This is a genomic window from Deinococcus rubellus, from assembly GCF_025244745.1.
In the GTDB taxonomy this organism is placed as follows: Bacteria; Deinococcota; Deinococci; order Deinococcales; family Deinococcaceae; genus Deinococcus; species Deinococcus rubellus.
Genome location: NZ_CP104213.1, coordinates 1,473,258 through 1,493,445 on the forward strand (window position 1 = coordinate 1,473,258; position 20,188 = coordinate 1,493,445).

18 protein-coding genes are annotated in these 20,188 nt (G+C 65.0%); 11 read left to right on the forward strand and 7 right to left on the reverse strand.

Annotated features, from left to right (window positions below):
• The first annotated feature begins 48 nt into the window (after nucleotides 1-48).
• Both N0D28_RS07680 and kynU read left to right on the forward strand, forming a co-directional pair.
• Nucleotides 49-696, forward strand: a complete 648-nt coding sequence (locus tag N0D28_RS07680; protein ID WP_260561775.1) for a cyclase family protein — start codon at nucleotides 49-51, stop codon at nucleotides 694-696.
• A gap of 11 nt (nucleotides 697-707) precedes the next feature.
• The gene (kynU, locus tag N0D28_RS07685) at nucleotides 708-1,901 is read left to right on the forward strand and encodes a kynureninase (protein WP_260561776.1); all 1,194 of its coding nucleotides are present in this window, start codon (nucleotides 708-710) and stop codon (nucleotides 1,899-1,901) included.
• Nucleotides 1,902-1,936: 35 nt separating this feature from the next.
• Here kynU and N0D28_RS07690 read toward each other — a convergent pair whose 3' ends face one another.
• Both N0D28_RS07690 and N0D28_RS07695 read right to left on the reverse strand, forming a co-directional pair.
• Entirely contained in the window at nucleotides 1,937-2,386 is a 450-nt protein-coding gene (locus N0D28_RS07690) for an acyl-CoA thioesterase (protein ID WP_260561777.1), read from the reverse strand.
• Nucleotides 2,383-2,721, reverse strand: coding sequence for a 4a-hydroxytetrahydrobiopterin dehydratase (locus tag N0D28_RS07695; protein WP_260561778.1), 339 nt, complete (start codon nucleotides 2,719-2,721; stop codon nucleotides 2,383-2,385). Before N0D28_RS07695 ends, N0D28_RS07690 begins: the two co-directional genes overlap by 4 nt.
• Before the next feature lie 69 nt (nucleotides 2,722-2,790).
• On the opposite strand from N0D28_RS07695, the gene gltX reads away from it, so the two are divergent.
• Nucleotides 2,791-4,269, forward strand: coding sequence for a glutamate--tRNA ligase (gene gltX, locus N0D28_RS07700; RefSeq protein WP_260561779.1), 1,479 nt, complete (start codon nucleotides 2,791-2,793; stop codon nucleotides 4,267-4,269).
• Between the two features lie 694 nt (nucleotides 4,270-4,963).
• Here the strand turns inward: gltX and N0D28_RS07705 are convergent.
• Nucleotides 4,964-7,453: a phosphoenolpyruvate carboxylase gene (locus N0D28_RS07705; protein WP_260561780.1), complete on the reverse strand. Its 2,490-nt coding sequence runs from the start codon at nucleotides 7,451-7,453 to the stop codon at nucleotides 4,964-4,966.
• A gap of 96 nt (nucleotides 7,454-7,549) precedes the next feature.
• Nucleotides 7,550-8,314 carry a TIGR00282 family metallophosphoesterase gene (locus tag N0D28_RS07710; RefSeq protein WP_260561781.1) on the reverse strand — a complete coding sequence of 255 codons (765 nt, stop codon included), beginning with the start codon at nucleotides 8,312-8,314 and terminating at the stop codon, nucleotides 7,550-7,552.
• A gap of 199 nt (nucleotides 8,315-8,513) precedes the next feature.
• Between N0D28_RS07710 and N0D28_RS07715 the strand changes: the two genes are divergently transcribed.
• Both N0D28_RS07715 and tnpC read left to right on the forward strand, forming a co-directional pair.
• Entirely contained in the window at nucleotides 8,514-9,566 is a 1,053-nt protein-coding gene (locus N0D28_RS07715) for an HD-GYP domain-containing protein (protein ID WP_260561782.1), read from the forward strand.
• 86 nt (nucleotides 9,567-9,652) lie between these two features.
• The gene (gene tnpC / locus N0D28_RS07720) at nucleotides 9,653-11,002 is read left to right on the forward strand and encodes an IS66 family transposase (RefSeq protein ID WP_260561858.1); all 1,350 of its coding nucleotides are present in this window, start codon (nucleotides 9,653-9,655) and stop codon (nucleotides 11,000-11,002) included.
• A gap of 60 nt (nucleotides 11,003-11,062) precedes the next feature.
• Here tnpC and N0D28_RS07725 read toward each other — a convergent pair whose 3' ends face one another.
• From N0D28_RS07725 to N0D28_RS07735, 3 genes are all read right to left on the reverse strand, one after another.
• The gene (locus tag N0D28_RS07725) at nucleotides 11,063-12,232 is read right to left on the reverse strand and encodes an ABC transporter permease (RefSeq protein WP_260561783.1); all 1,170 of its coding nucleotides are present in this window, start codon (nucleotides 12,230-12,232) and stop codon (nucleotides 11,063-11,065) included.
• Between the two features lie 159 nt (nucleotides 12,233-12,391).
• Nucleotides 12,392-13,030: a hypothetical protein gene (locus tag N0D28_RS07730; protein WP_260561784.1), complete on the reverse strand. Its 639-nt coding sequence runs from the start codon at nucleotides 13,028-13,030 to the stop codon at nucleotides 12,392-12,394.
• Between the two features lie 177 nt (nucleotides 13,031-13,207).
• Nucleotides 13,208-14,527, reverse strand: coding sequence for an S-layer homology domain-containing protein (locus N0D28_RS07735; protein WP_260561785.1), 1,320 nt, complete (start codon nucleotides 14,525-14,527; stop codon nucleotides 13,208-13,210).
• A 375-nt stretch (nucleotides 14,528-14,902) separates the two neighbouring features.
• Here N0D28_RS07735 and N0D28_RS07740 point away from each other — a divergent pair, with 375 nt between their 5' ends.
• From N0D28_RS07740 to N0D28_RS07765, 6 genes are all read left to right on the forward strand, one after another.
• On the forward strand, nucleotides 14,903-15,694 hold the full coding sequence (locus N0D28_RS07740) for an enoyl-CoA hydratase/isomerase family protein (RefSeq protein WP_260561859.1): 792 nt from the start codon (nucleotides 14,903-14,905) through the stop codon (nucleotides 15,692-15,694).
• Nucleotides 15,695-15,827: 133 nt separating this feature from the next.
• Entirely contained in the window at nucleotides 15,828-16,856 is a 1,029-nt protein-coding gene (locus N0D28_RS07745) for a phosphohydrolase (protein WP_260561786.1), read from the forward strand.
• A 34-nt stretch (nucleotides 16,857-16,890) separates the two neighbouring features.
• Nucleotides 16,891-17,535, forward strand: a complete 645-nt coding sequence (gene rnhB / locus N0D28_RS07750; RefSeq protein ID WP_260561787.1) for a ribonuclease HII — start codon at nucleotides 16,891-16,893, stop codon at nucleotides 17,533-17,535.
• 208 nt (nucleotides 17,536-17,743) lie between these two features.
• A complete protein-coding gene (locus N0D28_RS07755; RefSeq protein WP_260561788.1) occupies nucleotides 17,744-17,929 on the forward strand; it encodes a cytochrome c oxidase subunit 2A in 186 nt (61 codons plus the stop codon).
• Entirely contained in the window at nucleotides 17,929-18,441 is a 513-nt protein-coding gene (locus N0D28_RS07760) for a cupredoxin domain-containing protein (protein WP_260561789.1), read from the forward strand. The genes N0D28_RS07755 and N0D28_RS07760 overlap by 1 nt, the downstream gene beginning before the upstream one ends.
• Nucleotides 18,438-20,135, forward strand: a complete 1,698-nt coding sequence (locus tag N0D28_RS07765) for a b(o/a)3-type cytochrome-c oxidase subunit 1 (protein WP_260561790.1) — start codon at nucleotides 18,438-18,440, stop codon at nucleotides 20,133-20,135. The genes N0D28_RS07760 and N0D28_RS07765 overlap by 4 nt, the downstream gene beginning before the upstream one ends.
• Nucleotides 20,136-20,188 lie beyond the last annotated feature (53 nt).

The following is a 20,188-nucleotide window of genomic DNA, read 5'->3' on the forward strand; positions in this document are numbered from 1 at the left end:
CGGGTTGCCCCAGCATTGGTGCGGCCCGCTTTGCCGTACCCTGGGGCCATGCCTGATTTGCCTGCTGGCTTCCGCGACATCTCCCGCAGCCTGCCTGATTTCCACCCCAACTGGCCCGGCGATCCGCCCTTCACAGTGACGCCGGGGGCGCGCATGGCGCAGGGCGACAGCGTCAACACCGGGGTCATTCACACCAGTACACACACCGGCACCCATGTGGACGCCCCCTGGCACTACGGCGACGACGCGCCCAAACTCGGCCAGGTGCCGCTGGAGCGCTACCTCGGCGAGTGCCTGGTCGTGCATACGCCGCCCGGCGAGTTCGTGACGGCTGAACTGCTTGGTCATCTGCCTGACCCGCTGCCGCCCAGACTGCTGCTCTACACCGGCCAGCCCGCCCACTGGCTCACCTTTCCAGAAGACTTCACGGCCCTCGATCCAGCCTTCGTGTACGCGGCGGCGCGGCGCGGGGTGCGGCTGATCGGCACCGACAGCCCCAGCGTGGACCCGCTGACCAGCAAGACCCTCGACGCCCACCACGCTTTTCTGGACACCGGCATGCTGATTCTGGAAGGGCTGAACCTCTCGGGCGTCGAGCCGGGCGAGTACACCCTGATCTGCCTGCCGCTGCCGCTGACCGAGGCCGATGGCGCACCGGCCCGCGCCGTGCTGCTGCCCGCCGGGTTGTTGCCGTGACGGCGGCTCCCGTGCTGGTCTGGCCGCGCCGCGAACTGTTTGCCATGCCGGAAGGGATTTACCTCGATGGCAACAGCCTTGGCCTGATGCCGCTGAGTGCCCATCAGGCGGTGTTGCGCCGCCTGGGCGAGTGGCAGACCCAGGCGGTGTCGGGCTGGGACGAGTGGTTCGGGCTGGCCGAGAGCCTTTCGCCTGCGCTGTCGCGGCTGGTGGGGGCCGAGCCGCGCGAGGTCATCGCCACCGGCAGCATCACCGCCAACCTGCACGCGCTGCTGGCCACCCTCTACCGGCCCCAGGGCGAGCGCAAACACCTGCTGGCCACCGCGCTCGATTTTCCCACCGACCTCTACGCGATGCAGAGCTGGGCCAGGCTCTACGGTGCGGAGCTGAAAGTCGTGCCCAGCCGCGACGGCCAGACCATCCACGAGGACGACGTGCGCGCTGCGCTGGGGCCGGACATCGCCGTGGTGCTGCTGCCCACCGTGCTCTACCGCAGCGGGCAACTGCTCGACGTGGCCGGGCTGACCCAGCTGGCCCACCAGGCGGGCGCGCTGATCGGCTGGGACGCCGCCCACAGCATCGGGGCCATGCCGCATGACTTCCATGGTGCAGGGGCCGACTTCGCAGTGTGGTGCAGCTACAAGTACCTCAACGCTGGCCCCGGCGCGCCGGGCGGGCTGTTTGTGCATCAGCGTCATCACCATCTTGCCCCCGCGCTCAGTGGCTGGTGGGGCAACGACAAGGGCAGTCAGTTCGAGATGACGGCCCAGTTTCGCCCGGCTCCCGGCGCGGCGGCCTACCAGCAGGGCACCCCGCCTGTGCTGGCGCTGGCGGCACTCGACGGGGCGCTGGAAGTCTTCGAGCACCTTGATCTGGCGGCGCTGCGGGCACGCAGTCTGGCCCTGACCGATCTGCTGATCGAGCTGGCCGACCAGCACCTGCTGGAGATGCGGGTCATCACGCCACGCGATCATGCCCGGCGCGGCGGCCACGTGTCGCTACTGCACCCCGAGGCCCGCGCCCTCTCGGCGGCGCTGCGGACACGCGGCATCATTCCCGATTACCGCTCGCCCGATGTGCTGCGCCTCGCGCCGATTGCCCTCTACACCACCGAGGACGAACTGTGTCAGACGGTGCGGGTGCTGCGCGAACTGCTCGACAGCGGCGCTCACCGGAGCGCGGACGTGTCCAACCCAGTACCCTGAGTAAGCCAGTGCCCTGAAGAGGCCAGGCTAAGTCGTCAGAAGCCGAAGGCGGCCACGATTTCCGGATCAGGGCGCTTGGGGCGGCCCGATACCGGATCGACCCAGACCCAGTCGGTGACGCACTCGGCCAGGCGTTTGTTATCAGACACGCGGGTCAGGGTGTATTCGCGCCGCGCCCGGATGCCCTGGCTGGAAATCAGGTTGGTGCAGACCTCCACCTCGTCGCCCAGCAGTGCCGGGATGTGGTAAGTGATGTCGTGCCGCCGCGCCACCGCCACCATGCCGAGTTCGAAGAGGCGCGGCAAGGTCATGCCTACCCGGTCCGAATGGGCGCGGGCCACCAGTTCGCACCACGCCAGGTACACCACGTTGTTGACGTGCCCCAGTTCGTCGATGTCCTCGGGCTGTACCCAGACGTGCAGGGTGTGGGTACGGGCAGCGATCTCAGCCAGGCCCGGTTCGGGGGCGGCAACCGGCAGGCTCATCCCTCGCCCGACAGCGCTTCTCCGGGCAGCTCAAAAATGCTGTTGACAGCCTCTGCCCCCCGCAGATCGAGTTCGGTGACGCCGCCGACGATGCTGTTGGTCTCGTGGGTCACGTACTCGACATGCACTTTTTTGTACTTCAGGGTGATGTCGGGATGATGGTTCTGGGCCTCGGCGAGTTCGGCCACCCGCACCACGAAGTCCAGGCCCTGCCGGTAGCTGTCAAATTCAAAGAGCCGAAACAGCTTGCCGTCGTCGCCCCACCAGCCCTGGGGTTTGCGTTCCTGCACGTCGCCGTCGGTGAGGCGCTCGCGTTCTGATGTGTGCTCGCTCATGCTCTCAGGGTAGCGCACGGCCCCCGGACGAAGGTCTTACACGTTCGTGCAGGCGGTATCCTGCGGCTTATGTCTGCGCCTCAAGTTGTGACCCGCATCGCCCCCAGCCCCACCGGCGACCCGCACGTCGGCACCGCCTATCAGGCCCTCTTTAACTCGGTGTTTGCCCGCCAGCACGGCGGCAAGTTCATCGTGCGCCTCGAAGACACTGACCGCAACCGTTACGACGCCGCCAGCGAGGGCCGCATTCTGGACATGCTCGACTGGCTCGGCACGGTCTGGGACGGCCTCAAGCCGGACGCCAGCCCGCGCCAGGAAGACGAGTTCGGTCCCTACACCCAGTCGCAGCGTGCCGATTTGCACCGCCAGTACGCCGTGCAACTGCTAGAAAGTGGCGCGGCGTACCGGGCCTTCGACACGCCGGAAGAGTTGGACGAGCGCCGCAAGGCTGCCGAGGCCCGCAAGGACAGCTACTTAGGCTATGACCGCCGGGACCGGACGCTGAGCCGTGAGGAATCCGACCGGCGGGCCGAGGAGGGTGAGGCGTTCGTGATCCGGCTGGCCGCGCCCCTCGAAGGGCAGACGGTGGTGCGTGACCGGCTGCGCGGCGACGTGGTGTTCAATAATGCTGAACTCGACGACAAGGTGCTGCTCAAGCGTGACGGCTTCCCGACCTACCACCTGGCGGCGATGGTGGACGACCACCTGATGAACGTGACCCACGTCATCCGCGCCGAGGAGTGGCTGACCAGCACCCCCATTCACCAGCTGATCTTGCAGGGGCTGAGCTGGAGCGAGCCGGAGTGGATTCACACGCCCTGGTTGCTGTCGAAGGGCGGCAAGAAGTACAGCAAGCGCCGGGGCGATCCCAGCGTCGAAGATTTCCGCAAGATGGGCATTTTGCCCGAAGCCCTCCTCAATTACCTCGGCATGATGGGCTGGAGCATGCCCAGCGGCGACGATGGCGCGGCGCAGGAAGTCTTCTCGCCTGCCGAGATGGTGGAGCACTTCACCTGGGAACGGGTCAGTTTGGGCGGGTCCACCTTCGACGTGGAAAAACTCAGGTGGCTCAACGGCAAGTACATCCGCGAGGTGCTGACCCTGGACGATGTGGTGAACCGTGTTCACGCTTTCGGGGCCGAGCAGGGTTACGCCGAGGGCATTGCCAAAGACACTTACTTCCGCGCTGTCGTTGCCATGATGCTGCCGCGCTTCGAGACGCTGGCCGAGTTCTGGGAGAAGACCACTTACTTCTTCACCGAGGACTACAGCATCAACGACAAGGCCGTCAAGCTGATCGCGGACGGGCGCGAGTTGCTGCCCAGGGTGCGAGACGCGCTGGCTGCCCTGCCCGACTTCGCCCATGACACCACCGAGGCCGCCCTGCGCCAGCTGGCCGAGGCCGAGGGTGTCAAACCCGGCAAGGTGATGCAGCCGCTGCGGGCCGCGATTGCGGGCACCAGCGAAAGCCCCGGCATGTTCGAGATGCTGGAAGCGATGGGGAAGAAGCGGGTGCTGGGGCGGTTGGAGAGGGTGCTGGAGGGCTAAGAATATTGGGTTTGTAGAACAACTTAGAGCAGTACAATCCAGATGAGTTATTCTGCTCTAAATTGTGAATTAAACTCTATGTTGCAATTTGGCAGATCTAGCAAGTAATGCCGACAGTGATATCACCGATAGGCAAATTTAAAGCGGTTGACTCGAGCGTTTTTCCAAAATCTACACTGGGAGAACAGTAGTTGAACGATACTTGGTTCTCGTTTATCTATACAAAACGCGTATCAGCAAAAGTTCGGGCCTAAATATAGAGCGTTCCAGTTGTGTCGCTAGTTGGAGCATTGACGATGGCTTCAGAAGTGCTGGTCGGCGCAGTCTGGAGACTTCAGTCTCCATCTTGTGTGAAAGCCATAGTACTTAAACGGAAGAAAATATAGTCGACAACTGAAAACGGCCTATTCATGATGGAGATTTTAAACTGCTTACCACTCACTACGCTTGCTGGGACATTCGGTTCTAGGCCCCAGAGCGCCATGCATGCCACTACCGCGTAGATCATTCGTTTTCCGCCCTGCTTGTGCAAGCCAGTCGGACTTCGCCTGCCCGTTTTGGAGTGCTGGGGATTCTCACCCGGCCCTCGTCTGTCAGTGGCTCTTCGGCTTCCACAACGTGCCGGGCGATGTACTTTAGGTTGGCCCCATCTCAGTCGGAGTCCATATTTCAAATGTAGCGTGTTTGATCGACGTTACCCCGTGTTCCGCACTCCTGCTGCAATCCCCTGCACGCTCAGCAGCAGTGGGCGCTCGTAGGTGTCCAGGCCGTTTTCCTCGGCGCGCGAGCGGCGCAGCAATTCCACCTGAATGCGGTGGATCGGGTCGATATAGGGGTTGCGCAGGGCGATGCTCTGCTTGAGGCGCGGCTCGCCCGCCAGTAGCTCGCCGCCGATGACCGCCTCGACCAGCCGCACCGCCCCCTCGTAGGCATGCTGAAGGCGCTCGGCCAGCTCGGTGCCTGCACCCCCCAGCGACAGGTAATCGTCAAAAATCTGCGGGTCGCTTTTGGCGAGCGCCATCTGCGCGTTGTCCAGTACGCTGCGGAAGAAGGGCCACTGCCGATACATCTCGCGGGCCACGTCCAGTCCCATCTGCTCAATCGCTTCGGGCAAACCGTACCAGCCCGGCAGATTGGAGCGGTTCTGGGTCCAGCTCATGACCCAGGGAATGGCCCGCAGATTGCTCAGGGTGGGCGCGCCGGGCCGCCGCACCGGGCGTGAGGCGATATTCAGGCGAGCAATTTCGTGAATCGGCGTCACCGCCTCGAAGAAGGGCAGGAAGTGATCGTCCTCGACCAGGGCGCGGTAGGTGCGGGCGCTGACCTCGCTGGCTGCGGTCAGGGCGTCGGTCCAGGCGGTTGGCAGGTCGGCCTGGGGGCGCGCCGCCGAGAGCAGGAGGCCGTAGAGCGCCTGCTCCAGGTTGCGGTGGGCCAGCACCGGGTGGCTGTACTTGTCGGCCAGCGCCTCGCCCTGCTCGGTGATCCGCAGTCCCGCGTCAATCGTTCCGGCAGGCTGCCCCAGAATGGCCCGCGAGGCCGGGCCGCCGCCGCGCCCGATGCTGGTGCCGCGCCCGTGAAAGAACCGCCACGGCACGTTCGAGCGCTGGCACACCGCGCTGATCTGGCGCTGCGCCTCGTGCAGGGCCCAGTTGGCGGCCAGAAAGCCCGCATCCTTGTTGGAATCCGAATAGCCCAGCATGATCTCCTGCACGTCGCTGCCCAGTACCGCGCGGTATTCCGGCAGCGAGAGCAGTTCCCACATCACGCTCGGGGCGCGCTGCAGGTCGCCCAGCGTCTCGAACAGCGGCACCGGCAGAATCCGGAACCCCACCTCGCGGGCCAGCAGCAGCGGCTCCAGGATGTCGCTGACCGACTCGCTCATGCTGATGATGTAGCGGCCAAAGGCGCGTGGCCCGACCTTCTCGACGGCCCGCTGCACCTCGCGGATGGGGCCGATGGTGCGCTCCAGCTCGGCAGTGAAGGGCATTCCGGCAGGCCACAGCGGGCGGCGTGAGCGGAGTTCGGCGCTCAGCACATCGAGCTTGGCGTGTTCAGGTAGGTCGTCGTAGTTTTCCGAGACACCCGCGCTCCGGAGCAACTCGGCCACCGCCGCGCCGGTGAGCTGGCTGTGCTCGCGCAGATCCAGGCTCACCAGATGCTGCCCGAAGGTGCGGGCGACCGTCAGCAGCGGGGTCAGGAGCTGATCGGCGCTGCGGGCCTGGCCGTCCTGGCGCAGCCGGGCGTCGAGCGCTTCCAGGGTGGGCAGCAGCGCCACCGGCTGGCCGTCACGCACGGCATTGTGCAGGTCGCGCAGGGTCTGGCGGTAGGGTTCCTCGCCGCCGCCCTCCTGACTGAGATCGGCGTATGCCTGGCGGATGTGCTCTAGCAGCAGCTCGCGGGCACGTTCGCGGTGCAGTTCCAGGGTTTCGCGGGTCGCTTCCGGCGTCACGAAGGGATTGCCGTCGCGGTCCCCACCCATCCAGGAGCTGAAACTCAGCGGCAGCCGGGCGTCACTGTGTCTGCCGTAGATATGCACGAAGGCCCGTTCCAGATCGCGCTGAAGCCGGGGCAGCGCCTGGGCGATCACTGGCAGGTAGCTCAGCCCACCCTTGACCTCATCTTGCACCGTGGGCTTGAGGCGGCGCAGTTCGGGCGTGGACCACATCGCCTCGATGTGCGCCGCCACGCGCAAGGTGGCTTCCTCGGTAAGTTCGGGATTGCCCAGTTCGGGAATGGCCTCGGCCACTTCCACCAGATGGTTGCGGACGGTGCGCCGCCGCATCTCGGTGGGGTGGGCGGTGAAGGTCAGGCCCAGGCTGACCCGGCTGATCAGCGTCTCGGTCTGCTCGGCGCTCAGGCCCAGCGTCTTGAGGTCGCTCAGGGCTTTCTCCAGGCTCTGCGGGCGCACCCCCTTGGCTTCCGAGAGGACCCGCACCCGCTCATATTCCTCGGCCAGGTTGACCAGTTGGAAGTACCAGGTAAAGGCCCGCAGCAGATTCTCGGCGTCGTCGGTGCCGAGTCCGGCGACCAACGCCTGAAGCTGCGCCGAGCCTTCGCCGCCGCGTGCCCGCCGCACCAGCGCCCGCACCTCCTCGACCAGATTGAAGAAGTCCTCGCCCTCCTGCTCCTTGAGGACCTGTCCCAGCGTGCGGCCCAGCAGATTCACGTCTTCACGAATGCCCATATGGTCTCCCGAAAGTCTGAACAGTTGAATGAAAAGGGTCGAAAGGAAAAGGTCAGTGGCCGTGTGATGCTGCGCTGCTGTTCTTACAGGTCCTGCCTACATGCTCTCTTCAAAGTGGTGGCGCTCGATGCGGGTCGCCAGGCCACTCTCAATGTCCAGCCACACGCCGTTGAGTTCGGCGGGACCGTCCTTGACGCCGAAACGGTGGGGCCGCTCGGTGACGAATTTCTGCACCGGGCCTGCCGGATCGGCCCCGATAATGCTGTGCATCGGCCCGGTGAAGCCCGCATCGGTCTGGAAGGCGGTGCCTCTGGGGAGCAGGCGGCTGTCGGCGGTGGGCACATGGGTGTGGGTGCCGATCACGGCGGCCACCCGTCCGTCGAGATACCAGGCGAGGGCGGCCTTCTCGCTGGTGGCCTCGGCGTGAAAGTCCACGAAGACGCTGCCCAGGTCCGGCTGAGTCAGCAGTTCGTCCATCGCCAGGAAAGGGTTCTGGACCGCCTCCATGAATACCCGGCCCAGCAGGTTGACGACTGTGATTCGCTCGCCACCCACCTCGAATGTGCTCCAGCCGCGTCCTGGCGTGTCCAGTGGCAGGTTGAGGGGCCGGATCAGCCGGGGGCCGTCCAGCAGCCCGTAGACCTCCTTGTGGTGCCAGGCATGGTTGCCCAGCGTCACGGCGTCCGCGCCCGCCGAGACGATCAGCTCGAACGACTCACGGTTGAGGCCAAAGCCCCCGGCGGCGTTCTCGCCGTTGACGATGATGAAATCGGCCTGGGCGCGCAGGCCCGGCAGATGGGCCGCCAGCACCCGCCTGCCGGGCCTGCCGTACACGTCTCCCACAAAAAGCACCCGCAACATGGCGCTCATGCTAGCGGCTTAGCGTACTCGGCACGTCAATTCGTTTACGCCGCCCAGCCCCCCCAGATGGTGGCCCCCCGGAGAGGGGCAACTCAAGGCTGATCTGGGTTTCTTTATCTGGGCGAACTTTAACGTAGAATGAAGGCGTGAATGTTCTGGCGATTGCAGCAGGTTCTTCCTCGCCAGGGCGTGATGTGAATTGAGCGGCCCGTTTCGCCGCTTTCCGTTCAATGGTGATCTGGACGCCAGCGAGCAAACCGTGCCGTCCGCCCGTCCGCTGGTGCAGGACGATGTGCCCGAAGCCGAGGCCGACGACAGCGAACTGCTGCGCTGCCAGCCCTCGGCACTCTTCTTGCTCGACCAGGCAGGCATGCTGATGCGCATCGGCGGTAACTGGCAGGGCGTCACCGGGCTGCTGCCCGAGCATGTGCTGGGCCGCCCGCTGCACCAGTTTCTCAAGCTGCCGCTGGGCAGTCATCCGCGCGGCCTCTACGCCGAGAGTGGGGTGTGCGAGGAAGCGTCCATCGGGCGCGGCGGGTTGTCGCGGCGGGTGAGGATCGTCTGGCAGCGCGGTGAAACGTGGGTGGCGGGCAGCCTGGAGCAACCTGGCCCCGCCGCCCGCGAGGCTTATGAGCGCAGCGAGAAACTGCGCCGGGCCGAGGAAGCGCTGGAGCAGACCATTGCCTGCCTGGGCACCACCCTCGACCCGGTGCAGGGCCAGCACGTCATGCGGATGACGTCATATGCCACCCGGCTGGGCGAGATCTACGGTCTCGATGCGGCGGGCCTGCGCTCAGTGCGCTGGGGCGCGGCCCTGCACGATGTCGGTAAGGCCCGTGTACCGCAGGACATTCTGAATAAGCGCGGCCCGCTGAGTGCCGACGAGTTCGACGTGGTGGTGCAGCATCCGGTGTGGGGCGCTGAGATTCTGGAGAAACTGGAATTCCTGCCGGACGCAGCCCGCCAGGCGGTGCTGCACCACCACGAGCGCTGGGACGGTCAGGGCTATCCGGCGGGACTGGTCGAGGAGCGCATTCCCATCTCGGCGCGCATCGTCATGATCGCCGACGTGTTCGACGCCCTGACCAGTGACCGCTCATACAAGGACGCCTGGACCCCTGAGGCCGCCGGAGAATTCCTGCTGCGCGAATCGGGCCGCGCCTTCGATCCCGAACTGGTTCAGCTCTTTCTGGAGCGGGTGCTCGATCTGGGGTATCTCGACCAGGACGCCGGGAACGAAACGGATTCGTAACTACTCAGCGAGGTAGCTCAGTCTCCTTGCTACAGTTGGACATCTGCGAAGTTCCCTGTCCCAACTGTGAGCGCCTTGAGGCCCGGATTCGTGAACTCGAAGCGCAGGTGGCTCAGTTGCTCGGACGGCTCCGGGACCTCGAGGCCCGGTTGGCACAGGACAGCACGACGTCCAGTCAACCACCGAGCAAAGACAAGCCGTGGGTACCCAAGAGTGAGCGCCAGAAGACCGGCCGGTCTTCTGGCGCTCAACGTGGTCATGTCGGTAAGACCCTCAAGATGGCGGAGCACGTGGATGAGGTCGTCTCCTTACCGTTGACCGGATATTGCGCCTGTGGACACGCGTGGGAGAGCGTCAGTGCCCAAGGGCACGTAGCACGGCAGGTCATGGACCTGCCAGAGCTGCGTTTGCAGGTGACCGAATACCGCGCGGACGTCAAGGTCTGCCCAGGGTGTCGGCACCGCCAGCACGCATCCTTCCCTGACGACGTTCCCGGCCGGGTTCAGTACGGGTCTCGGGTTCATGGGCTGGCGGTCTCCCTGAATGCGGCACACTTCATACCACTGGAACGCACCACGGAGATCCTCGAAGCGTTGTGTGGAGCGCATCCCAGTGAAGGCACCATTGTCCTGAACCTCCAATTGGCTGCTGACCGCCTCATCGACTTCGAGACACAGCTCAAAGCCGCGCTGCTCAATCAACCCGTCCTGCACGCCGATGAGACCGGCAGCAAGGTCAACGGCAAGCTGCAGTGGATGCATGTCGTGAGCTGCGCGCAGCTCACCCTGGATGGCCAGCATTCCCAGCGGGGCTTCGCCGCGCTGGAAGCCATGAATGTCCTGCCGCAGTTCAAGGGCATCCTGATGCACGACGCCTGGAGCACGTCTTTCAAGCTCTCCGCGAAACACGCACTCTGCGGGGCACACCTGCTGCGCGAACTGCGTGGCCTCGCCGAGCATCACGCTCAAGTATGGGTGGGAGAGCTGCGAGACGCGCTGCGCCTGGTGTACCACCAGCAGAAGGATGGGACGATCACTCCCGACCTCGTGATCGCCTTCGAACAGCAGTTCGATGCCCTGCTGGACGCTGGACTGAAGGCCAATCCTCCAGCACCTCCGGTCCCTGGGAGACGAGGCCGAACGAAACAGACACCAGGCCGCAACCTGGCCCTGAGGTGCCAGCAGCACCGCGAGGCGGTGCTGCGCTTCCTCCACGACGAAGGTGTGCCTTTTGACAACAATCAGGCCGAACGGGACATCAGGCCGTGGTGCGTTAAACGCAAGGTCTCTGGGGGCTTCCGATCCAAGGAGGGCGGCCAGCACTTCGCCCGTATCCGGAGTGACATCTCGACGCTCCACAAGCAGGGATTGAACGTCTGGCATGGCCTCGTCAGCGTGTTTCGCAGTGAAATCATTATGCCTAGTTTTTGCTGCTGAGTAGTTACACGGATTCGGCGTAAACCTGCCGCCTGCCCAGCGCGCTTCATTCCACCTTGCTCAGCGGATGATCCGGGCCGGTTCGATATTGGCCGCCCGCCGGGCCGGGAGCAGTGCGGCCAGCAGGGTGGTCGAAATGCCCAGCGCGTTGACCCATACTAGATCGCTAAGTCTGACCTGCACCGGCAGCGCTGTGATGAAGTACAGATCGCCGGGAATCTGAAAGGGTCGCCAGGTAAAATATAAGCTGATCAGCAGCCCCAGCAGGTTCCCCAGCAGCAGCCCTGCTGCACCCAGGGCCGCGCCCTGCCACACGAAAGCCCAGATGATGTGCCGCCGCGACGCGCCCATCGCCCGCAGAATGGCGATTTCCTGGGTCTTCTCGAAGACGGTCAGGGTCAGGACGTTGGCGATGCCGAAGGCGGCCACGATGACGATCAGAAAGACCACGAAGCCGATGACCTGTTTTTGCAGCCGGAGCTGATCGAGCAGCGAGCCGTAGAGGTTTTGCCACGGCAGGCTGCTGTACGGCAGCGCCCGGCTGAGCGCCTCGCCCACCTGCGGCGCGAGGTCGGGGTCATTCAAGCGCACCTGATAGCCGTTGATGTTGGGAGTGTTCTGAAGCTGTTGCAGCGTCCTGAGCGGCACGAAGGCGTAGGCGCTGTCGATCAGGTAGTTGCCGCTGCGGAAGATGCCCGCCACCTTGAGGGTGCTGCGGCGCTGGGTGCTGCCCACCAGCAGCCTCAACTCCTGGCCCTGAAAAGCGCCCAGGCTCTGCGCCAGGGCGCTGCCCAGCAGCACTTCACCGGGCTTGAGGTCTGAGAGGAGCTTGCTTTCCTCGGGCGGCAGGGCCAGCACCTTTCCGGCCTCGGCAGTGACGCCGAAGAGGGTGGCAAAATCCAGGCCCGCGTCGCGCCCGTCCGAGGCGGGGCGGGTCAGCAGTCCCTTGTCGGCCAGAAAAGGCATGAAGGCCACCACTGCCGGGTTCTGCTTGAGTGCTTGCTCCATCTGGGGGTCCAGGCCGCCAGGCGAGAAGCGGGTCAGGCTGAGATGGGGGCTGGCGCGCAGGGTGGCCTGCACCAGCGCGCCAGTAAAACCGTTGGTGAGGCTCAGGGCGGCGATGAGGACCATGACGCCCACCGCGATGCCCAGCACAGTGCTGAGGTTCTGGGTGCGCCGCCGCCGCAGATGGGCGTGGGCCAGCGTCAGGGACAGAGAGGGAGCCGCCACGTCTGGGCGAGGATAGCAGAAGACCGGCGACTGGGCCGGGCCATTTGGGCGTGGTGGGGGTGAGCGTGGTTTCAGGGCAAGACCTGAGCGAAAAAAGGGGCGAGAGATTTGAGGCAACCGTGATTGCCCAGACTCCTCACCCTCTTCGTTTCTGCCGCCTCAGAACAGAAACTTGAGGCCCAGCCGCCCCCGCAGGCCCGCTCCGTTGGCCGTGCCCATACTGCTAAAGGGGCTGCGGTAATCGATCTCAGCGCTGGCGACGATGCTGTCGGTGAGCAGATAGTCGCTGCCCAGGGCGACGAGTGCGGCGTAGTCGGTGGCGGTCTGGACGGCGGGCTGAATACCGTTGACGGGCGTGGTCGGTATGGTGCTGGCTGCCGCCGTGCTGCTGGTCAGGCCCAGGCCCGCGCCCAGGTAGGGCCGCAGCTTGCCGCCGAACTGGGGGCGGTAGAGCAGCAGCGCATCCACCGAGAGTGCTCCCGAACTCGTCACGTAGTCCACTGCCGCCTGAGCGCCAAAGGATCCAAAGACCTGCGAACTGCCCACCACGATGCCGTAGGCCGTACCCGCACCGCTCAGCGAGGGTGCGAAGCTGACCCCAGCGTAAAGGCGGCTGGAGAGCGGCGCGACGGGCGGGGTCGGCGGCAGGGTCGGCGCAGGTGGAGCAATCGGCGCGGCGATGTTGGTCGCGGGCAGCGGCTGGGTGACGGGCGGCTGGCTCGTCGTCTGATCTGTCGTCTGGGCGGCGGCCTGGCCCAGCAGGGTAAGCAGCAGGGCGGCAGTGAGCATGCGGGTCATAGGAAACCTCCGGGCGGGTGGAGAGACGGGGACGGGTGCGTGGTGCTCAGCTTAACGGCCGGGCGTGAGTGTGGGAGGAAACAACACAAAAAGACCGGAGCGGCCCACCACCAGGGGCGAGCGCTCCGGTCCAGACCTGCATTCAATGGGCGAATGCACGGTCTGACTTCGAGAAATTTAGAAGTAGTACTTCAGGCCGATCTTGGCCGCAGGCGAGAAGGACTTGCTGGTCGCTGTGGCTGAGGGGTCGGTGTTGTTGGTACCGCTGCCGTTGTTGCTGAGGTAGTACTTGCCGTCGAATTCGCCGAAGGCGCTCAGGTTGCCGACAACCTTGACGTCGGCTCCGATGATGCCGTTGACGTAGTAGTCGTTGGCCTTGGCGGTGATGTTGGTGTTGCTGGTGCTGCTGCTCAGGCCGAAGCCCACGCCGACGTAGGGCGACAGACGGCCCACGCCGAGCGAGTACATGGCGTTGACGTCAGCCTGAATGGCCTTGGTCGGGGACACATAGTCCACGTTGGCGCGCAGGCCCAGCCCGAAGAGGACCTTGCTGGCACCCACCGTCGCGCCGAAGCTGCCGACGAACGGCACATTCTTCCCGAACAGGGTACCCTGAGCGCCGCTGAAGATCGCGCTGGTGGTGACGCCCGCGTACAGACCGCTGTTGCTCTGGTCGTCAGCCATCATGGTCATGCTGTTGTCCATCGGGGCCGTGTCACCGATCACCACGGTGGTGGAGGGGGTGGCCGGGGTGGTGGTCACGGTGCTGTTGGTGGTCGTGGTGCTGGTGCTGCGGGCTTCCAGTGCGGCCACGCGGGCCGTCAGGGCGTCCACGTTGGCAGTGTCGCCAGCCGGGCCTGCCGGACCCTGGGGGCCAGCCGGGCCTGCCGGACCGACGTCGCCAGCCGGACCCGCCGGACCGACGTCGCCAGCCGGACCCGCCGGACCAGCCTCGCCAGCCGGACCCGCCGGAATGTTCTTCACGGCCTGCTCCAGCGCGTCAATGCGGGCCGTCATCTCGTCGGTGTTGCTCGCCGCCGAAGCGTCGCCCATCGCGGCGATCTTGTCTTCCAAGGCCGCGATGCGGTCCTGCTGGGCCGTCGAGGCGGTCTCCAGGTCGTCCACCCGGCTGCTGACAGCGGCCAGTTCGGTTGACACGTCCTGCATGCCCTTGGTGATGGTGGCCACGTCTTCGGCGCTCAGGCTGCCGGTGGCAGGCTGGGCAGCGGCACTCAGGGCACCGGTCTGGAGCAGACGGGCGAAGATCAGGGCCGCCTGATAACGGGTCAGGTTCTCATTGCCCCGGAAGGTGCCGTCGGGGAAGCCCTGGATCAGGCCCTTCTGGACGATCAGGTCAACAGCGTCCTTGGCCCAGTGGCCTGCCGGGATGTCGGTGAAGTTGGTGACAGTAGCGCTGGTCACCGGAGCAGTGTCTTGTGCGCTGGCCACGCCCAGGGCGAGGGCCATCGTCGCAACAATCGTCAGAATCTTTTTCATATCTTTCTCCTCAGTGACTCGTCGTGCTTCTTGCCTCACGGCTCACGATCTCGCCTTCTACCGTAGTCAGCTTCTGTGAGTGGCCTATGAACTGCGTGACAAGACGGGTTGACTGTGACTTCGCTTAAGGTTGGCCGTTTGTCCCGATTCCGACTCACTTTGCTTTGGTGTGACCAGGACACTTTTCTGGATGAGTGCGCCTGATACTGGCTCGGCGCTTCTTTCTGGCTCTTTTCATGAGAAGATGAATGCTCTCTTGAATCTGATTGGAGATGTGAGAAGACCCCTCATAGTCTGTTGGGTGGATGTTGGGCCAGGCGGGGCGGCCAGGCCCATGACCCAGGTCCGCGCCGCCGCTGTGAGAAGATGAGCGGCATGCTTGACGAACTCGAATTTGGGACTTTGACGCTCGATCAGCACGGTGACCTGGCCGTGCTGACCATCAACCGCCCGCAGGCCCTCAACGCGCTGAGCGGCGAAGTTCTGACCGAACTGGTCGAGGCCATCGAGGCCGTCGCCGAGACTGCTGAGATTGCGGCCCTGATCGTCACTGGGGGCGGCGGTAAGGCGTTCGTGGCCGGGGCCGACATTGCCGAACTCAGCCGCCTGGACGGGGTCTACGCCGGGCGCGAAACGTCGCTCTCGGGTCAGAACGTGATGCACGAGATCGCCTCGCTGCCGTTTCCGACCATCGCGGCCATCGACGGCTATGCACTCGGCGGCGGCCTGGAACTGGCACTGGCCTGCGACGTGCGAATCGCCTCGCCGCGCGCCAAACTGGGCCTGCCGGAAGTGACGCTGGGCCTGATTCCCGGCTACGGCGGCACCCAGCGCCTGCCGCGCCTGATCGGGCCGGGCCGGGCGCTCGACATGATGCTGACCGGGCGGCAGGTCGGGGCCGAGGAAGCCTTGCAGATGGGCCTGGTCAACTACCTGGCCGAGAACCCGCTCGAAAAAGCCCGTGAGGTGGCCCAGCAGATGACCAAAAATGCGCCCATCGCCCTCTCGCTGGTCAAGGAAGCGGTGCGGCGCGGGTTGAGCGGCAGCCTGGAAGAAGGGTTGGAAATCGAGGCAGACCTGTTCGGCATGGCCGCCGCCACCAGCGATTTCAAGGAAGGCACGGCGGCGTTCCTGGCCAAACGTCAGGCCGATTTTCAGGGCGAGTGAGGCCCGCTGGCACCTGACCTTGCCCTGAAGTGCGGGTATCAGCGGGCGGGACGTCAGAAAACCATAAGTCCCTGACCGCTAGAGTTCAGGGGCTTGCCCGTTTTTCCCGAACAGTCCAAGCCCAGGAGTTGCCATGACCGACCAGAAATTTACCCTGAACGTCAGCGGCGGCGCGCTGCACGACGTGGCCACCCGCCGCCAGACGGCTGAACGGACGGTGGAATTCGCCACGCCCCGCGCCAAGCTGATCGAGGAGGCGGACCGGGCCATTCGCGCCGACCTGGCCGAATTCCCGCGTGCCCTGGCCGCCTACGACGCCCTGCAAAGCGATCCCGAGGCGCTGGCCGACTGGGACATGGCCAATTACATCACCATGCGCAAGCTCGGCTACAACGACCACGGGCGGGTTCACGCCTTTATCACCGGGGCCGCCAGCCTGGCCATCCTGGAGCTGCTGCTGGAGGGCGGGGTCCGCCCGGACATCCTGGAGAGCGGCATCGGCGAGGTGGAGGACGTGTACCTCAGCGTCATTCTCGGCACCATGCTGCACGATATCGGCAACCAGATTCACCGCGCCTCGCACGAACATCACGGCGTGATGCTGGCCCTGCCGATCATCAACCGCATTCTGGAGCCGATCTACCCGGACGTGTTCAAGCGCACCAAGATCCGCAGCATCATTCTCGGCTGCATCAACTGCCACGATCTCAACCCGCCGCCGCTGACCATCGAGGCGGGCATCACGGCGGTGGCTGACGGCACCGACATCACCAAGGGGCGCGGGCGTAAGGCCTTTGCCCTGGGCAGCGTGGACATCCATTCGATCAGTGCCCTGGCCGTCGATCAGGTCGTCATCGAGCGCGGCCTGAACAAGCCGGTTCGCATTGACGTGACCATGAACAATTCTGGCGGCATCTTTCAGGTGGAGGAGGTGCTGGCCCCCAAGGTCATCCGCACCCCGCTGAGCAAGTACGTGGAACTGCGCGCCCGCACCCGTCCGCAGGGCGACGAGCAGATCGTCAGCCGGGTGCGCTTGGAGGGCGACCATTTCGTGGTTGATCTGGAGAGCGGTGAGACGGTGGCGGTGGCGGTCAAGGACATCCAGCTCGAAGCGGTGCAGGCGGTGGCCGAGTCGCTCGACGTGGGCGTGCAGAGCCGCTGACGATGGAGATCGGCTGCCCTACACTGAGCGCCAGATGACCCACCTTCCCCCGGTGACCCCCGACTGGAGCTATGAGCGCGCCCACTGGCGGCGCGGGTATTTTCGGGTCGCGGGCGTGGATGAGGCCGGGCGCGGGGCCTGGGCCGGGCCGGTGACGGTGGCCGCCGTGATTTTGCCGAACAATCTGGGCGATCTGCCTTTCCGCGACAGCAAGCAGCTTCCCGCCGCCGAGCGTGAGGTGCTGGCTGCCGAGGTGCGCCGGGTGGCTCTGGCCTACGCCGTCGAGTACGCCTGGCCTGACGAAATTGACCGCCTCAACATCCTGGGAGCCACCCACGCTGCCGCCCTGCGCGCTATTGCCCGCCTCGACCCCAGACCGCAGGCGCTCGTCACCGATTACCTGCGGCTGCCCACCGACCTGCCCTACTCGGCCCCGGCCCGTGCCGACGCGCTGAGCTACACGGTGGCGGCGGCCTCGCTGCTCGCCAAGACCGAGCGCGACGCCCTGATGGTGCGGCTCGACGCCGAGTATCCCGGCTACGGTTTCGCTGCGCACAAGGGGTACGGTGTACCCGCCCACCGCTCGGCGCTGGCCGAACTGGGCGTGAGTGCTTTACACCGCCGCACCTTCGCTCCGGTGGCGCGGTTGCTGGAGCTGAGGCTGATGGAGGAGAGCTGACTCGCTGAGCAGCATTGCCCCTGCGCCGATGATCAATACAGGTGTCAACGCCGCCCTGGCCCTGATGACGCGGCCTTGCCTGATCTGCTCGGCCAGCTCGACGGTTTCCGGCATCGGGGTGTCGTTGAGTTCAGCGCGCTGGGAGGGGCCGTAATGCTCTTGTAACGCTGGTTGCCCAGGCTGGAGGCGTGAATACTGAAGTCTGTCAATGCCGGGGCCGCTGCTGGAAAATCGGGTCTCAGCCGTGAGCCGGGGCGCGCACAGTTCTCAAGGCGGACAAAAGCCTCGCCGGGGCAGCGGACCGTACGGTACCTGGGTCGTCATCGCGGTGCTGGTCCTGACCATTCTGATGATGTGGTTTTTGGTGCTGGGCATTCTGGAGGCGCGGGCCTGATGCTCGACCATGACCGTTTGGAGCGGGCGGAGAACCTCTGGCTCGGCGTGGCCACCGTCATGACCGCGCTGCTGCTGGCCGGGGTGTTCGTCAGCTTTCTGTCCGGTACCTTTCCGCAACTCAAGGGCGGCCACGCCGGTGACGCGGGCCGCCAGGTGGACCCCACCAACCTGGCGGTGACGCCGTTCGCCACGCCGGGACTGCGTCCGAGTGCGGCGGGCACGCCAGCCGATCTCTATATCGTCGCCAAGGCGTTCAGCTTCGAGCCAGCGGTGGTGCGCGTTCCGGCAGGCCAGCCGCTCAGCATCAACGTGACCTCGCAGGACGTGATTCACGGCTTTTACGTCGAGGGCAGCAATATCAACATCGAGGTGATTCCGGGGCAGGTGGCGACCTTCCGCCATACCTTCACCCGCCCCGGCACCTACAACGTCGTCTGCAACGAGTACTGCGGTATCGGTCACCAGAACATGGTGACGCGCTTCGTCGTGACTGCGCCGGAGAACAAATGACCATTACCCAGCCCGCCCGTACTCAGCACGTGCCCATTTCGGAGGCGGCTGCCGTCCAGCCGCTCAAGAAAGTGGCGCAGTACTACATCGTCACCGCTTTCCTGGCGCTGCTGATCGGGGTGCTGATCGGCCCCTTGCAGGCGCTCAACTACGGCAACATCAACCTCTATAACCTGCCGATTCTGCGCAACATCATTCAGTCGTACTACCAGGGCCTGACCCTGCACGGCGTTCTCAACGCGCTGGTCTTCACCCAGTTCTTTATCTCCGGCTGGATGCTGTACCTACCCGCCCGCGACCTGAACATGCGGCCCAACCTCAAATTCGCCTGGTTCAGTTACTGGGCCATGACGCTGGGTCTGCTGATCGCCGCCGTGCCGATCCTGATGAACAATGCCAGTGTGCTCTACACCTTTTACCCGCCGCTGAAGGGCAGTCCGCTGTTTTATATCGGCGCGGGGCTGATGGTGGGGTCGAGCTGGTTCGTGGCCTGGCAGGTCATCGGGCTGTGGTGGAGCTGGAAGCGCGCCCACCGGGGCCAGATCACGCCGCTGGTGACGTACATGTGCGTGGTCACCTGGATGATGTGGATCGTCGCCTCGCTGGGCCTCGTCGTGGAAGTGCTGGTGCTGCTGATTCCCTGGTCCCTGGGCCTGACCGCCGGGGTTGATCCGCTGCTCTCACGCACGCTGTTCTGGTGGACTGGCCACCCCATCGTGTATTTCTGGCTTCTCCCCGCTTATATCAGCTGGTACGCCTTCATCCCGAAGCAGGCGGGCGGGCGGCTGGCTTCCGATCCGCTGACCCGCCTGGCCTTCGCCATGTTTCTCCTGTTCAGCACCCCGGTGGGGCTGCACCACCAGTACAGTGACCCCAATATCAGCCCGCTGATGAAAACGATTCAAATGTGCCTGACCTTCATGGTGGCGATTCCCAGCTTGCTGACAGCCTTCAGTCTGGCGGCCAGCCTGGAGGACGCAGCGAGAGCGCGCGGTGGTAGCGGCCTGTTCGGTTGGATGGCCCATCTGCCCTGGAAGAATGCCAGCTTCACGGCGCAGGTTCTGGCGATGATCAGCTTCATCTTTGGTGGTGCGGGCGGCTTCATCAACGCCAGCGCCGCGCTCGATACGGTGATTCACAACACCGCCTGGATTCCCGGTCACTTTCACATCACCGTGGGCACGGCCACGACGCTGACGTTTATGGGTATCGCTTTCTGGTGGGTGCCGCACCTGACCGGCAAGCCCCTGTTCGCGCCGAAAGCGGCGCTGTGGAGCGCTTACACCTGGTTTATCGGCATGATGATCTTTGCGGTGGGCATGCACTGGCAGGGCCTGCTCGGGGTGCCGCGCCGCGCCCAGATCAGCAATATGGGCCAGGACGTGTACCAGTCGGCACACCTGCCGCAACTGCTGACGGCCATCAGCGGCGGGGTGCTGTTCATCGCGTCCATCCTCTTTTTCACGGTCCTGTTCGGTACCCTCTGGGGCAAACGCCGCAGCGACGGTGAAGACACCCCGATCCCCTGGAGTCAGGCGATCAGCACCCACGAGAACAGCCGTCTGGCCCGCCGCCTGGAAGCCCTGCCCGCCATCTGGGTGATGGCATTCGTGCTGGTGCTGCTGACTTACGGCCCGGTGATTGGCCCGATGCTGGCCAACAGCAATCCGGTGCCGGGGCTGCGGTTGTGGTGAGGTCAGAAATGACGGTGGGCACTTCAGTGAGAACAGCCATTACATATCAAGGA